This window comes from Neobacillus bataviensis, assembly GCF_019969725.1.
This window is the reverse complement of sequence record NZ_JAHXYW010000004.1, coordinates 39,794-54,997: the sequence shown is the minus strand read 5'-3', so window position 1 is coordinate 54,997 and position 15,204 is coordinate 39,794. Positions and strand designations below refer to the sequence as shown.

At 38.7% G+C, this 15,204-nt stretch carries 19 protein-coding genes and 1 other RNA gene; 5 read left to right on the top strand and 15 right to left on the bottom strand.

Annotated features, from left to right (window positions below; genetic code table 11):
* Positions 1–70: 70 nt before the first annotated feature.
* Positions 71–307, bottom strand: a complete 237-nt coding sequence (locus LC455_RS11510) for a hypothetical protein (RefSeq protein ID WP_223591007.1) — start codon at positions 305–307, stop codon at positions 71–73.
* 78 nt (positions 308–385) lie between these two features.
* Positions 386–1,066 carry a metal-dependent hydrolase gene (locus LC455_RS11505; protein ID WP_223591006.1) on the bottom strand — a complete coding sequence of 227 codons (681 nt, stop codon included), beginning with the start codon at positions 1,064–1,066 and terminating at the stop codon, positions 386–388.
* Positions 1,067–1,244: 178 nt separating this feature from the next.
* Between LC455_RS11505 and LC455_RS11500 the strand changes: the two genes are divergently transcribed.
* Together LC455_RS11500 and ssrS are read left to right on the top strand one after the other, a co-directional pair.
* On the top strand, positions 1,245–2,342 hold the full coding sequence (locus tag LC455_RS11500; protein ID WP_223591005.1) for a M24 family metallopeptidase: 1,098 nt from the start codon (positions 1,245–1,247) through the stop codon (positions 2,340–2,342).
* 50 nt (positions 2,343–2,392) lie between these two features.
* Positions 2,393–2,589, top strand: a non-coding RNA gene (ssrS, locus tag LC455_RS11495) — 6S RNA.
* Positions 2,590–2,937: 348 nt separating this feature from the next.
* Here ssrS and ald read toward each other — a convergent pair.
* The 3 genes from ald to LC455_RS11480 all read right to left on the bottom strand — a co-directional run bounded on the left by ald (position 2,938) and on the right by LC455_RS11480 (position 4,830).
* On the bottom strand, positions 2,938–4,056 hold the full coding sequence (ald, locus tag LC455_RS11490; RefSeq protein WP_223591004.1) for an alanine dehydrogenase: 1,119 nt from the start codon (positions 4,054–4,056) through the stop codon (positions 2,938–2,940).
* Positions 4,057–4,208: 152 nt separating this feature from the next.
* Positions 4,209–4,514, bottom strand: a complete 306-nt coding sequence (locus LC455_RS11485; RefSeq protein ID WP_440446392.1) for a hypothetical protein — start codon at positions 4,512–4,514, stop codon at positions 4,209–4,211.
* Between the two features lie 157 nt (positions 4,515–4,671).
* Positions 4,672–4,830 carry a hypothetical protein gene (locus LC455_RS11480; protein WP_223591003.1) on the bottom strand — a complete coding sequence of 53 codons (159 nt, stop codon included), beginning with the start codon at positions 4,828–4,830 and terminating at the stop codon, positions 4,672–4,674.
* A 105-nt stretch (positions 4,831–4,935) separates the two neighbouring features.
* Here LC455_RS11480 and LC455_RS11475 point away from each other — a divergent pair, with 105 nt between their 5' ends.
* Positions 4,936–5,385 (top strand): universal stress protein, encoded by a 450-nt coding sequence (locus LC455_RS11475; protein WP_223591002.1) that lies wholly within the window; start codon positions 4,936–4,938, stop codon positions 5,383–5,385.
* Between the two features lie 113 nt (positions 5,386–5,498).
* Positions 5,499–5,813, top strand: a complete 315-nt coding sequence (locus LC455_RS11470) for a hypothetical protein (protein ID WP_223591000.1) — start codon at positions 5,499–5,501, stop codon at positions 5,811–5,813.
* Positions 5,814–5,844: 31 nt separating this feature from the next.
* On the opposite strand, the gene LC455_RS11465 is transcribed toward LC455_RS11470, so the two are convergent.
* From LC455_RS11465 to sppA, 9 genes are all read right to left on the bottom strand, one after another.
* Entirely contained in the window at positions 5,845–6,357 is a 513-nt protein-coding gene (locus LC455_RS11465; RefSeq protein ID WP_223590998.1) for a MogA/MoaB family molybdenum cofactor biosynthesis protein, read from the bottom strand.
* Positions 6,354–7,196: an EcsC family protein gene (locus tag LC455_RS11460; RefSeq protein WP_223590996.1), complete on the bottom strand. Its 843-nt coding sequence runs from the start codon at positions 7,194–7,196 to the stop codon at positions 6,354–6,356. Before LC455_RS11460 ends, LC455_RS11465 begins: the two co-directional genes overlap by 4 nt.
* Before the next feature lie 87 nt (positions 7,197–7,283).
* The gene (locus LC455_RS11455) at positions 7,284–8,474 is read right to left on the bottom strand and encodes an acetate kinase (RefSeq protein ID WP_223590994.1); all 1,191 of its coding nucleotides are present in this window, start codon (positions 8,472–8,474) and stop codon (positions 7,284–7,286) included.
* A 227-nt stretch (positions 8,475–8,701) separates the two neighbouring features.
* Entirely contained in the window at positions 8,702–9,685 is a 984-nt protein-coding gene (locus tag LC455_RS11450; RefSeq protein WP_223590992.1) for a class I SAM-dependent methyltransferase, read from the bottom strand.
* Between the two features lie 107 nt (positions 9,686–9,792).
* Positions 9,793–10,293 (bottom strand): thiol peroxidase, encoded by a 501-nt coding sequence (tpx, locus tag LC455_RS11445; protein WP_223590991.1) that lies wholly within the window; start codon positions 10,291–10,293, stop codon positions 9,793–9,795.
* Positions 10,294–10,429: 136 nt separating this feature from the next.
* On the bottom strand, positions 10,430–10,900 hold the full coding sequence (gene ytfJ / locus LC455_RS11440) for a GerW family sporulation protein (protein WP_223590990.1): 471 nt from the start codon (positions 10,898–10,900) through the stop codon (positions 10,430–10,432).
* 17 nt (positions 10,901–10,917) lie between these two features.
* On the bottom strand, positions 10,918–11,592 hold the full coding sequence (locus LC455_RS11435; RefSeq protein WP_317851429.1) for a DUF2953 domain-containing protein: 675 nt from the start codon (positions 11,590–11,592) through the stop codon (positions 10,918–10,920).
* 69 nt (positions 11,593–11,661) lie between these two features.
* Positions 11,662–12,087: an RDD family protein gene (locus LC455_RS11430; protein WP_223591632.1), complete on the bottom strand. Its 426-nt coding sequence runs from the start codon at positions 12,085–12,087 to the stop codon at positions 11,662–11,664.
* Between the two features lie 59 nt (positions 12,088–12,146).
* On the bottom strand, positions 12,147–13,154 hold the full coding sequence (gene sppA / locus LC455_RS11425; protein WP_223590988.1) for a signal peptide peptidase SppA: 1,008 nt from the start codon (positions 13,152–13,154) through the stop codon (positions 12,147–12,149).
* Positions 13,155–13,316: 162 nt separating this feature from the next.
* Here sppA and LC455_RS11420 point away from each other — a divergent pair, with 162 nt between their 5' ends.
* Complete coding sequence (locus LC455_RS11420) at positions 13,317–14,117, top strand: NAD kinase (protein ID WP_223590987.1); 801 nt, start codon at positions 13,317–13,319, stop codon at positions 14,115–14,117.
* A 42-nt stretch (positions 14,118–14,159) separates the two neighbouring features.
* Here LC455_RS11420 and rarD read toward each other — a convergent pair whose 3' ends face one another.
* The gene (gene rarD / locus LC455_RS11415) at positions 14,160–15,086 is read right to left on the bottom strand and encodes an EamA family transporter RarD (protein ID WP_223590986.1); all 927 of its coding nucleotides are present in this window, start codon (positions 15,084–15,086) and stop codon (positions 14,160–14,162) included.
* Positions 15,087–15,204 lie beyond the last annotated feature (118 nt).

The following is a 15,204-nucleotide window of genomic DNA, read 5'->3' as shown; positions in this document are numbered from 1 at the left end:
GATTAGCAAATTACGTATAAATTTTATTATAAAGTTTAAAAAGTCTTGATTCAATGCGGTTTCTCACTGATTAATGAAAAGAGCGAGATTTTTTCTTTAATTTCTGAGATTGGATTTTTTGAACAGTTTTCTTAGGACTATATAAAATCCCTGTTAAATTCCCTGCCATTACAATTAATGCAAAGGCCAGCCAGACAATAGAAAAAGCACCCTCTATCCCCTCAGCATGAAGCGATAATCGCGGTAAAGCAAAATAAAGCATAAATCCACAGAGCAACAGGCATAGTAAATATCTATTTTTCTTCAACTTTCTTCCTCCTTCATAAGTGCTTGTTTCATTTTTATGCATTTGAGAGGAAAAAAAGTATGCGAAAGCCTAGGAACTTTATAATTCTATTGCTTCTCCAGGATTTAACACTCTGCCATTTTTTGAATCCAGCATTTCAATAAATTGATATGGGTCCTGTTTGATTGGCGGGAAGGTATTATAGTGCATTGGAACAACGGTTTTTGCATTCAATAGTTTTGCTGCATATGCAGCATCTTCAGGCCCCATTGTAAAATTATCACCGATTGGCAAGAAGGCGAGATCAATTGGGTGACGTTCTCCTATTAATTTCATATCAGAGAATAAGCCGGTGTCACCGGCGTGGTAAACCGTTTTGCCTTCATTCATAAACAGAATTCCAGCAGGCATGCCGCAGTAAACGATTTGTTTGTTTTCTAGCGTATAGCTCGAACCATGAAACGCCTGAGTCAGCTTCACTTTCCCAAAATCAAACTGATAAGCACCTCCAATGTGCATGGCATGGGTATTTACTCCTTGCCAGCTTAAGAATTCAGAAAGCTCAGCGTTGGCGATGACAAGGGCATTATGCTTTTTGGCTAATTGCACGGTATCGCCGACATGGTCACCGTGGCCATGTGATAAAATAATAACATCTGGTTTTACATCCTCGACTTTTAAATCTGTCAATGAGTTTCCAGAAATGAATGGATCGATAATAATTGTTTTCCCATTCGAATTAATTTGTACAACTGAGTGGCCATGATAAGAAATTTTCATTTTTAATCCCCTTTCAAAATTGGTCTATTATGTACTTCCATAAAAAGTTTGGATTTCCTTCCTCATTTATATCCACAACTGTCCTCTTTTAGCACATGCTAAGGTCAGATAGTTTACAATTACTTTTAATATTGATAATCTCATAGTGGATTTGAAATTTTTAGGGGGGCTCCAAATAATGAATCAACGTTTAGAAAAGCTTCAGACATGGATGAAGGAAAATGATATTGAAGTTAGCTTCCTAACCTCTTCTGAAAACGTATTTTATTTAAGCGGTTATTATACTAACCCGCATGAACGCTTGCTCGCGCTTGTTGTTTTTCAAGAGCAGGAGCCGTTTCTTGTCTGTCCTGCTATGGAAGTTCATGATGCAAGACGCTCCGGCTGGGATCATGAAATCATTGGCTTCAGCGATATCGAAAATCCGTGGGACATGGTGTTAAATGCAATCAATAAGCGGATTAATGCTGTTGCAAAGGTTGCAATTGAAAAAGAGCATATGAATGTAGAGCGATATGAACATCTTTCAAGACTATTCCCTCGTGCAGCATATGTTTCTGCGGAAGAAAAATTAAGAATTCTTCGAATGGTCAAAGATGCTAAGGAATTAAAGATTATCGAAGAAGCGTGTGCCTTAGCGGATTATGCCATTGAAGTCGGTGTAAGTGAAATTAAAGAGGGCCGGACAGAGCTGGAAGTTCTAAATGCGGTTGAGTATGCTCTTAAGCAAAAGGGCGTGACTGAAATGTCCTTTGCGACCATGGTTTTGACAGGTGCAAATGCAGCTTCCCCTCACGGCAATCCTGGGACAACGAAAATCCAAAAAGGGGATTTAGTTTTATTTGATTTAGGTGTCGTCGTGGATCGCTATTGTTCAGATATAACTAGAACGGTTGCATTTGGTGATATAAACGATAAGCAAAAAGAAATTTATGATACCGTGTTAAAAGCACAGCTTGCTGCGGTTGAGGCAAGTAAGCCTGGAGTGTCGGCTGCTGAAGTCGATTTAACGGCACGCAGGATTATTGCGGATGCGGGTTATGGCGAGTATTTTCCACACCGCTTGGGACATGGACTTGGAATCAGCGTTCATGAATATCCGTCATTAACGGAGACCAATCAGCTAATTATTGAAGAGGGCATGGTTTATACCATTGAACCTGGGATATATGTTCCAAATGTTGCCGGTGTCCGGATTGAAGATGATTTGTTTATTGGAGCAGATGGCGCTAAAGTTTTAACGAAATTCCCGAAAGAGCTTCAGATTATTAAGTAATTGGATTTGTTTTACATTGAATTGTACGGTTAAATGGTGTATTATACAAATACAAGCTGCGTTGTACGTAATAATAATAAAGTTTTAACCTTATAAGCTGTAATAGGGAGTTTAAACATCGAAGCCGGAATGACAAGCCTCTGTCTATAAGACATGGAGGACATGCAGAAAAGCTTCTGAAAACACCCACTTTGAGGAGTGGTGGTTTAAAACTTTCTTATATAGATACGGCAAAGGCGGCTACATATGTTCTAAACATAAAACCAGTTCCATTTTGGAACTGGTTTTTCTTATTTTGTTGACTGGTTAATAATAGATGTATAGCAGGATGAGGACAATTTTTGTACGTTACCTATGAAACTGTCCTCATGGAAGGTTCATGCGGACAAAGCTAGCTCGAAAACCTATGAAACTGTCTACATGGAAGCCCTATGCGGACAAAATCAATCCAAAAACCACCAGACCTGGCCTCATGGAATCCCCATGCGGACAAAACTAGCTCGAAAACCACGGAATCTTTCCTCATAAAAGCTCCATGAGAACAGAACTAGTTCGCAAACTACTAAAGCTGTCCTCATGGATCCATGTTAAATATTTATTTTTCCAGCAATGATCTCGTATCTTTGAATTCAAGTCCGTGTGCCTCTGCGACTGCCTCATAGGTGACAAACCCACCAAGTGTGTTGATTCCTTTTAGCAATGCTTCATTATTTAGACATGCCTTTTGATAGCCTTTATTGGCAATTTCTACGGCATATGGAACAGTTACGTTTGTTAAGGCAATAGTTGAGGTTCTCGGTACCGCACCAGGCATATTGGCCACCGCATAATGGACAACTCCATGTCTCTCATAGGTTGGATTATCATGCGTCGTAATTCGGTCTGTTGTTTCAAAAATGCCTCCTTGGTCAATGGCGATATCTACGACCACACTGCCTGGCTTCATTGATTTAATCATATCCTGTGTTACAAGCTTGGGTGCCTTGGCCCCAGGGATGAGAACCGCACCAATAACTAAATCAGATTCCTTTACTGCTTCGGCAATATTATAAGGGTTAGACATTAATGTTGTTACGTCTGATCCAAAAATATCATCTAGTTGGCGTAGTCGGTCAGGGTTTAAATCAATAATCGTTACCTTGGCCCCTAAGCCAATCGCCATTTTAGCGGCATTTGTGCCAGCTACTCCTCCGCCAATAATCGTTACTGTTCCCCTCTGAACACCAGGAACACCAGAGAGAAGAATTCCCTTACCGCCATATACCTTTTCTAAAAATTGAGCACCAATCTGGGCAGCCATTCTCCCTGCTACTTCACTCATCGGCGTCAATAACGGAAGGCTGCGGTTTGCTAGCTGAACCGTTTCATAGGCAATTCCGACGACTTTCTTATCAATTAACGCTTTCGTCAATTCTGGTTCAGGTGCTAGATGTAAATATGTAAATAGTATTAATCCTTCACGAAAGTATTTATATTCACTTGGAAGCGGCTCTTTAACCTTCATCACCATTTCCATCGACCATGCTTCTTCAGCTGTTTCTACCAATTTCGCACCAGCGGAACTATAATCATCATCTATAAAGCCAGAGCCGAGTCCAGCGCCTTTTTCGATCATTACTTCATGACCAAATTTCACAAGATTCACGACTCCTGCAGGTGTCATGGCTACACGGTTTTCATTGTTTTTTATTTCTTTAGGTACTCCAATCCGCATGTGCTTACCTCCAAATAATGTTATCAATTCTAAAATAAACCAATACTATTTTATTATAACCCTTTTCATTAGTAAGATGTAACAACAAGCAGTTATCAAGAAAGATAAAGGAAACAAAAGCCTCGCCAGGAAGGCAAAGCTTTTATATTTGCTTAATACCAGAATGGATAACCGAAACCGTAGCCGTATGGATAACCGAATCCGTAACCGTATGGATATCCGTATCCCCAAGGGCCTGCTAAAAGCGCTCCAGCAGCTAAACCACCTAAAAATGGTAAACCAAATCCCCATGGTCCAAAGCCAAAGCCAAAGCCAAATGGACGGCCGAATCCGAAGCCAAATGGTCTACCGAAGCCAAAGCCAAATGGACGGCCAAATCCGAAGCCAAATGGACGAATCCTCTGATCTCCTGGATTCACCATATCGTAATTCGCATCTACGGGCATTCCTGTATACATTTTTTTCCTCCTCATTTTATTAATAAATTGCACACTTAAGAATATGCAACAGCTAAACCAAATTCTTGGGTAAATGCCCTTCTAATACTAAATTCCCAAGACATTTGTCCAGCAAAAAAGACTATCCAGTTCAGGACAGTCTCTTTCTTTTTCGTGCTTATTCTTCAACTGACGTAAAATCATCACTATCAGCAAGCGCAGTTCCTTGATCTATAAAACCCGTATTGTATGAATCAAAAATTTGCTCACTAACTTCATTTGCCCCTTGTTCATCAAACTCAAATGAAAACTGCTTATTAGGGTCACCATTAACCATCAAATAATTCTCCTTTTCAATGTAAGATTCCTAATTATTGTTCGAAAAATTGCAACAGTTATACGTTGTTAAATTTTGTATAATAAGGGTGAGGAGATGATGATCATGGGACTTAAATATCAAAATATTTTAGTCGCAGTTGATGGTTCAAAGGAAGCTGATTGGGCATTTAAAAAAGGAATTGAAATTGCCAAAAGAAATAATGCCAAACTACTTTTAGTCCATGTAATCGACACAAGATCATTTGCATTAGTAGAAGCCTACGATACTGTCATTGGTAATCACGCAGAAAAGCTGGCCAAGGATATGCTTGAAAACTATCAACAACAGGCAATGGATGCTGGTTTACCAGAAGTTCAATATGAAATTGATTTTGGCTCTCCTAAGGTAAGAATCCCTAGAGAATTAGCTAGAAAGCACAAGGTTGATTTAATCCTTTGTGGAGCGACTGGAATGAATGTTGTCGAAAGGTTCTTTATTGGAAGTGTCTCTGAACATATTACCCGGTATGCTCCATGTGACGTTCTTGTTGTCCGTACAGAAAAAGAAAGTTAATAACGATAAGGCACGAAGCAAATCCGGTTTCGTGCTTTTTTAATAGTTTTATCGTGAATGAATACTAGATGTGTAGTACAATTAATATAACTACTCAAGCTTGGAGGCAAAAAATGAAAGAGCATTTTTCTTTCGATGAACGTCTAGGTATTTACTTGCCTGATTTAACAAATGAATGGGACGAATATAGTAAAGAAACCCAGCAAGACATTTTATTTAATTGGGAACAAATCCGCGGCTCCATTCCTGACCGGATTGCCGATCTCGAAAACGATATCAATCATAAACAAGCACAGCTTTCCGATGAAAGTGACTTCAAGCGTTCATGTCAATTAAATACGGAAATAGCAGATTTGGCCTCAATTATTAATGATTTATGGTTATGGTTCCGTGCAAACCAAAGTTTATCTGCTAAATCCCATCACTAAAAAAACTCCCGAAACAGGGAGTTTTCTCATTTTATAAATCTTTCTTTATTTCTCTCACTACATGGCCAAGTTCAGGCAGGATTAATTTATTCATTGCTAACTTAACAGCACCGGTTGAGCCTGGCGTCGAGAATACAGCTTTATTTTGGACCACACCGGCAATCGCTCTTGAAAGGATGGCCGAGGCTCCAATATCCTCTTGATAACTTAGCATTCGGAATAATTCACCGAAGCCGACAATTTCCTTATCCAAAAGATTTTGAACCGTTTCAATTGTAACATCGCGCTTCGCGATCCCAGTTCCGCCATTCGTTAAAATGACATCGATCTCATCACGCCTGCAGCCTTTGAGAATTTCCGTTTCTATTGGCGCCGTTTCGTCTTTCACAATCACATAGTCTACAACCTTATGCCCTGCTTGTTCAAGTAAGTCAATCATTAGCTTTCCGCTTTTATCTGTATCCTTCTCTCTCGTATCGCTGACCGTGATGACCTTACAATTTACCGTTTTAGGCGCTTCTTGTTTATGCTCCTTAGTGCTCATTCAAAAGACTCCTCTTTTTCCATTAGATAGCGAAGTTGATAATATTTATGGGCCAAATCAGTTACATTTTTTGTTAATTGATAATTTGCACCAGCACCAATGGCCATGCTGATTAGTGGAACCCCTTGAATCAGTTTTTTCCTAAACAAGGCAATCACCATCGCTTTTAATAATTGTTGGACAGGCTGCTCCAGCCAGGTGATATCGGTGATTTCTTCCCTGCCTTCATAAAAATAAGGATCACCATTAGCTTCTATGTCCTCCATCAAGGAGGACCACCCGTCTTTTTGAATTCCCGGGGGCAATGTAGCCGTATGAAAAACCTTGAGTGATGACATCATTTCGTATGGGGAATTCACTTCAAACCCATAGACACACGCAATTAATTGAACTGCTCTTAAATTAATAACCGCTATTGCGGGAATATCGGTTCCCAATAGGAGCGGGCCACCAGTACCTGCAAATCCCCCTTGGACAAACGAATACAAACGGTGCCTCGCTATTTGCTGGTCAGCTATGTATTGCAATTGATCAATCTCTAATTGTTTTAAATCTTCTATTTTTTCGATATCCTTCCGAAAAGTTCTCCCCGAAGAAAGAATTCTGTTCTTCGCATCCATTTGAAGCTGGGAACCCTGGATAATTCCATGTAAATAAAACAACCAGCTATCTATGACCGAAAAAAACTGTCTTTGAACATCCTCAGGCAGTAAGGAAAAGGAACGTTCTAAATATTTTTCATATGTTAAACGAAAATCGCTTGCTTCATAGTTAAGTATTTTCCTTTCCCATTCGCGAATATCATTCAAGACTCTGCTCTCGCGGTCAGTCAGCGGCATGTTTAGGTTCCTCCTTTTTATATCTTTTACCATCAGTATAGCACAAAGAAAGGCAAAAGCAGTTACCTGCCTTTGCCTTTTTGATGATTAAATGGCCGCTAAACGAACAACGTCTCTTGCGATCATTACTTCTTCATTTGTTGGAATGATGATGACCTTAACCGGAGAGTGAGGGTAATTAATAAAAGCTTCCTCACCTCTGACTTTATTTAGAGCAGGGTCCCAATAAACACCCATAAATTCAAGACCTTTTAAGACATTTTCTCTAATGACATCACTGTTTTCGCCAATACCTGCTGTAAAAATTATCGCATCAACTCCATACATACGTGAAGCGTATGAACCGATATATTTATGAATGCGATTTGCAAACACATCCAGGGCAAGCTGTGCCCGGTTATTTCCTTGCTTTGCCTGGATTTCAATATCCCTTAAATCGCTGGAGAAGCCTGTTACACCTAACATACCACTCTTTTTATTTAGTACATCAAGTACCTCTTCAACCGATTGCCCGGTTTTCTCCATAATAAACGGAATAAGAGCAGGGTCAATATTTCCGGAACGAGTTCCCATTGTTACGCCTGCAAGAGGTGTAAAGCCCATGGAAGTATCAATTGACTTTCCGCCCTCAATCGCTGCGATACTCGCCCCATTCCCAAGGTGACAAGAAATTAATCGAAGCTGTTCTACAGGACGACCTAATAGTTCTGCAGCACGCTGGGATACATATTTATGAGACGTTCCATGAAAACCGTACTTTCGTATTCCATATTTTTCGTAGTATTCATATGGAAGACTATAAAGGAATGAACTCTCTGGCATTGTTTGATGGAAGGCTGTATCAAACACCGCAACAGCCGGAACATCTGGAAGCACACGCTTGAATGCCTGGATTCCTGTGATATTTGCAGGATTATGCAAAGGCGCTAAATCCGATAATTCTTGAATTTTCTCCATGACTTCCTCCGTGATTAGGACCGAATCATTAAATTCTTCTCCCCCATGTACGACACGGTGGCCAATTCCTTCAATTTCATTAAGTGAAGCAATAATACCAAGGGTAGTTAGTTTATCCAAAAGCATTTTTACAGCCACTTCATGATCTGGTATATCATTAGTCTCTTGTATTTTTTCACCGTTTACTGTGATATTAAAAATAGAATCTTTTAAACCAATCCGTTCAATAAGACCCTTTGTAATTACATTTTCACTTGGCATTTCAAACAATTGAAACTTTAAGGACGAACTTCCTGCATTAATTGCAATAACTTTTGCCATTTTGCTGACGCTCCTTTTATATAACAACATCGGTTGGAGTATACGAAATTAATACAACTTTATTTTGTGCAAACCGACCTTGTTTCTTTCTCTCAATTCCTCATTAAATCACGGTATAATTCACATTTCAAGAAATAATTTAGCTGGGAACGTTTTCAGCAAAAATATAATTATATTCAAATTAATCGAATAATCAAAAAGGATAAAACCGGCTGTTTTTACCGATTTTATCCTTTATTTTCTTGAAACCATTTTTCCATTTTTATTAAAATTTTATCCATTTCCGCTGCAGATGACAAACTTGGCAGATCAACAAGCAGCGCTTGCTTTGGCGGCTGAACGTCTTCTCCTTTTTTCTGCAAAATTAAGATGCTCTTTGCCGCATTTTTATTTTTAAACATACTTGTCGGCAGTTGAAGCAATCCCTGGATGATAACCTGATCTTTAAAATATTCCCGCAGCTGGGCAGCTTGTTCACTTTCAAACAGTCCATTTGGAATGATGAAGAATAAATAGCCTCCAGGCTTTGTATGCCGGACACTTTGCTCAATAAATAAATGGTGGGCAAAAGAATGGCCTTCCTTTGCTTTTAGTTGATAATCTGCTGCTCTTACATCATTTGGATAAAATCCAACAGGCAAGTCCGCGATGACGGCTTCAACAGGATCAATGAATAACGGCTCCAGGCTGTCCTGATTAAAAAGCTGGACTGGATGTTCCTGTAAATTAGCATTGACATAGGCAAGCTTAATTAAAAGATCGTCAATCTCAACACCAATGGAGGCTACATTTTTATTTAGCTGATTTAGAACTGTTGTTAATAAATTTCCGGTACCAACAGCCGGGTCCAGCAATCGGAAGCTTGATTGTTTTAAAAATCTATCAACAAGATAGCCTACAAGCATTCCAACAGTATCAGGGGTCATTTGATGATTGGGCTGAACATTTTCCTTCATCCCTTTTAGAATAACCAGCTGATACGCTTTGCGGATTTCCTCATTCGAAAACTTTTGTAAATGAATTTCTTCATATTGCTTCTTCAACCTTTTAACGGTTAATTCACTTAGTTCCTCCTGAAGAATAGCGCCTTGAAATAAATTCTCCCCTGTTTCAGCCAGAGCTTCTAGGTAGGTACAATCTAATTCTTCCTGCAGAATAAGAGCTGTTTCATTGAATAAAGTAAATAACTGTTCTGTTGGAGTTATTTTCATTTTTGATACTCCCCATTTATAAATTTCCTTACTCATTTTAAACGAAAAATAAAAATTTAAACAACTAAAAAGGCCCCGCCAATTGACGAGACCTTAATTATTTAAATTTATTTTGCAGCTTTTGCTGCTTCAAGTGCTGCTTCATAGTTAGGGTGGTTGGTAGCTTCACTTACATATTCTACATAGGTAACTGTGTCGCTTGAATCCACAACAAAAATGGCACGAGTTAATAATCTTAATTCTTGGATTGCTACGCCATATGCTTCACCAAAAGAAAGGTCACGGTGATCTGATAATGTCTGTACATTTTCGATTCCAGCTGCTGCACACCAGCGCTTTTGTGCAAACGGAAGATCATTGCTGATGGTTAAGATTTTAACGTCACCTAAAGAATTAGCTTCTTCATTAAAACGGCGAGTTTCTGCATCACATACACCAGTATCCAGTGAAGGTACTGAGCTGATTAAACGAACCTGCCCCTTTGTATTGTCTAAAGTAACAGCAGATAAGTCATTTGCAAGCACAGAGAAATTTGGAGCTTTGTCTCCTACTTTTACTTCATTACCAAGTAATGTAATCGGGTTCCCCTTGAAAGTAACATTTGCCATACTATCATCCTCCTTTGATTATGTACAGTGTAAATATATCTTTTCAGAATTATTTTTGCAATTATAAAGCTTTCTGAAATCTCATTTCATGAAAAAAGTTAATCTTCCTCGTCTTTAGGAAGATTAACCTTTCTCTTTATAAATCTAAATCATGTTTAGTCTGATGGTTAGTTTGTTGTCTTCCATCATCTTTCCTTGAGAACATTTGCTGAATTTTATCGACCGCCTGCGGTGCGACTTCTAAAATCTTCTCATATAAATGGGTACTTTCGTCTAAGTGAAGCATTTTGACTCCATGTGAGTTAACAATTAAAAAGGCAATTGGTGTAATGGATACACCGCCGCCGCTACCGCCGCCAAATGGCAGCTTGGCTTGCCCCTGACTTTGCCCTTGGTCTTGTTTTTGGCCGCCGGACTGGGACTGGGAACTATCCATCTTAAACTCACTGCCCCCGGCAGCAAATCCAAATCCAACCTTTGAAACTGTTAAAATGACACTTCCGTCTGGGGTTTCAACTGGATCCCCAATAATCGTATTTACATCAATCATTTCTTTCAAGCTTTCCATTGCCGTTGTCATTAAACCTTGAATTGGATGATCGGACATGAAGGTATCCTCCTCGTTCAAATAGATTTCATTTTTTCATCTGAAATATTTGCTTTGCTTTTTAAGTGCGGTTTCCCGCCCTTCCAGAATTTAATCAGTTTTAATCCTGCTAGAATAGCTTGCCCGATTCGAAACTGAAAAATACATGTTAACTGGGTGTGAATAACAACTGCTTGAAAATGCGGGGTAACCGTCAATTGAGGCATTTCTTTTAGCTTTAAAAAATGGCTCAGCATTCCAATAATCCCCCCTTTTACCGCCCATAACGCACCTGTCGCCATTCCCGTATGAGCAGCATCGCCAACCCCAATCATCGAGTGCCACTCGAATTTTTTTATCGTGACTTTCCGAAAGAACTTCCTCACGATCACATGCATTCCAAAAACATGCTTCAGCATTTCTTTCGTATTTTGTAGATTCGTAAGCATATCATTTGGAGTAATTTGTTTGACATTTTTATCGGATGAATCGTCTTCTACCACAATGCTTGGGGAGTTATCATCCAACTTGATTAATGGAATATGTTTTTTATATTTAATTAATCCGAACCAAATCCTTAACTCTACCTTTAAATCATCATTGTCGTTATGGTGATAATAATTTACAAGAATCGTTAAATTAGAAAATATGATAAGGATAAATAAGAGCAACAAGATAGACAAGGAAAGTAACAGCCAAAACAAAATATTCACAACCTTTCCGCATGTTAGTATTTCCCATTCACAAAAAAACTATCAACAACGAAGTTGATAGTTCCATTTTTATCGTTCGACATGAATGACTGAAGTGTCAGTGAAAAGATCATGTATTCCTTGTTTTTTAGGTAAAAATGCGACAATAAGGTATCCAAGGATTGTTGTTGCTGAAATAAACCGGCCAATCCATTCGCGAAAAAGTATGGTTCCCCATGTTAATTTTTCTTTATTAAATTCAATTACTTTTAATCCAAACACCATTTTCCCGAGCGTTTGATTGAAGTATTTTGTCATCAGCACAAAATACAAATAAAAGATGACAGCAGATGCAATAGAAATCGGGGCAAACATATTCAATTCGGATAACGATAGATCAAGCCCGCGAAAGACTGGCTTGATTAAAATGCGCCCGATACTGCCGATAACGATTAAATCAAGGAGATAGGCCCAAAACCGCATCCAAAAGCCTGCATAGCGAACCTGACTATTCATTCTTTCTAAAACTACATTTTCTCCGGCAGAGTAATCATTCGATTCCATTTATAGACCCCCTATTTAGCATAAAGATACATGAGACGCGGCGAATTAGGCTTGGAAAGTAATTTTAAAAGACCTGTCATTTCAACGCGATCACCCATCCATTTTTTTGCTGTTAAATTAAATAAGGAACCTAGTCCGAGATCATCTGTATAACGCACCACCTTGACACCCTTAAGCTTTTCATTTCTTTTCATCTCCGAGATGACATCATCTAAATAGCCGAATCCATCGATAAGATTTAAATCCTTCGCCTGACGGCCATCATAAACTCGGCCATCTGCAATTTTTTTAACTTGCTCCACAGTCATATGACGCCCTTCAGAAATCACTTTGACAAATCCCTCATATGAATTATCAATCATTCGTTGTAAAATTTGCCGTTCTTCGTCAGTCATTTTTCTAGTTGGGCTCATGATATCCTTATATTTTCCGCTTTTTATCGTGACAAAATCTACACCGTATTTATCTGCCAGTCCCTGATAATTAATACCTTCCATGATTACCCCTAGGCTGCCCGTAAGAGTTTCAGGGCTGGCATAGATTTTTTTCGCAGCCGTTGAAATATAATATCCTCCTGATGCTGCCATGGAGCCCATAGATATATATACTGGTTTTTTCGTATCCCTTTGGACTTCCATTAATCTATCATGAATTTCTGCGCTTTCTACCACCCCGCCTCCAGGAGAATTAACTTTGATAATGATTCCTTTAACTGTATCATCCTTTTTAATATAATTTAGCCTCTTCATAAACTCCTGGTGGTTATAACCTGGGCTTTGTAAAATCGATTCTGAGTCCCCTGAGTCCTGGATTACTCCATTTATATCAAGGATGACGATTTTCTTTAATTCGCTTCCATTTTGAACCACTTCCTCTAAATATGGCTTATCAGAATTCATCAAGTCATTTATATCTGTTTCAATTCCTTTAAAAGCAAAGGATGATAATAGATTAATGATGACTGATCCAATAAATAGAACGGCTGCAATTCCAAGTGCGGCCCAGCGTTTTCCAGTCAATACGTTTCCCCCTTTTGTCAAAACTCTGAACTTTTACGTTCATTCATTCATATTGTTTCTTAAACATGCTAAACTAAATGCATTAAAACATTAATTTACCAATGATTAAATTGAATATAGGGGAAACTCTATATTTCAGTTCTTAACTAAGGGGGCCCTGCCATGACAGAAAGACGCAATATTTATTATGATTACAAGCGAGATCCTGAAGTGCTTGCAAAAGCCGCTCCTCTTTTTGAAGCAAGTGAACGTTATGGATTTACCATCGTGAATGATTATCGAAAAGCAAATATAATTGCCAGTATTGGCGATGACGGAGCCTTTCTCCAAGCAGTTAGAAAAACAGGTTTTCGAGATGATTGCCTTTATATGGGGATTTCGATAAAAAACAGTTTAAATATGTATTGTGATTTTAAAATTGAAGACGTCCCATCCATGATTTTAGCAATGCTTAATGAAAAGTTAGAGGTTCGCTGCTATCCGCTGATTGAAGTTTCTGTTGATGGACAAGGAACTTTTCCATGCTTAAACGAATTCTCCATCCGCTCTTCCATTATTAAAACGCTCGTAGTGGATGTGTTTGTCGATGACCTTCATTTGGAAACATTCCGCGGTGACGGCCTGATTGTTGCCACGCCAACCGGAAGCACCGCTTATAACAAATCCGTTGACGGTTCCATCGTTGACCCCTTACTTTCCTGTATGCAGGTAAGTGAGGTCGCTTCCGTTAATAATAATCGGTACCGTACCCTCGGTTCTTCGTTTATTTTAAGCAGTGACCGAACACTAACACTAAAGGTTATCCAGGAAGGCAACGACCACCCGACAATGGGCATGGACAACGAGGCATTAAGCATTCGTCATGTGGACAAAATCCAAATTACCTTAAGTGACAAAAAAATAAAAACCCTTAAATTAAAGGACAACTCCTTCTGGCAAAAGGTAAAGCGGTCATTTCTTTAATAAAAAAACCTTATCCTTAAAAAACAGGATAAGGTTTTACTTTTATGTTCTTTTTTCTCCCCTTACCTTTAATCCACTCTGGGAAAACAGTTTGGTTTTTGATAGAGAATAAATGGTTAAGGCGGACCAAATGAATAAGAACGAAAGCAGCTGTATTTTTGAAAAATGTTCCTGATAAACAAATACACCAAGCAGCAGTGTGATTGTTGGTGCGATATATTGCAGGATGCCGAGTAAGGAAAGGGGAATTTTTTGTGCCCCTTTTGCAAAATAAAGCAAAGGAACTGCTGTTGCGACCCCAGCACCAATTAAGAGCAAATTAGTGCCAATACCTGCCGTTAAAAATGCATTTGACTCATTTACAAAAAGAAAAGCCATATATATCGCAGCGATCGGTGCCACTACTAAAGTTTCTAATGTTAACCCAACTGCAGAATCGACATTAATCAATTTTTTAGCCAATCCGTAAAGTCCGAAGGAAACTGCAAGACCAATGGCGATCCAGGGAAAATTCCCATGCGATGCTGTGATAATCGCAACCCCAACCCCTGCTAACACGAAAGATACATATTGTGGCACTGATAATTTTTCCTTTAAGACAACCATTCCCAATAAAATGCTTACTAAAGGATTAATATAATAGCCAAGACTTGCTTCAATCATATGACCACTATTTACTGCCCAAATATAAATAAACCAATTTATACTAATAAGAAGTGAAGCTATGATTAAGGCATACATCTGTTTTTTATTTTGGGCAAAGCCTTTAAAAGTACTTATGAATAATCCCCATTTTTTTGAGAAGATAAGAACAACTACCATAAAAATAAATGACCAAAAAATGCGGTTTGCAAGAATTTCCTTTGCATTAACATTGTCTAAAAGCTTCCAGTAAATCGGCAATAATCCCCAAAGAAGATAGGAAAATCCGGCATGGATGACCCCTAGCTGTGTTTCACTCTTTTTCATATATCTCTCGATCCCCTATTCTTTCTAGTTTCGAAATATTTTATATTATAACGTGAAACAACCTTAATTGGGGATTTTTTTGCTTACTAATTCATTCCATAAAAAAAGCAGGCTGGAA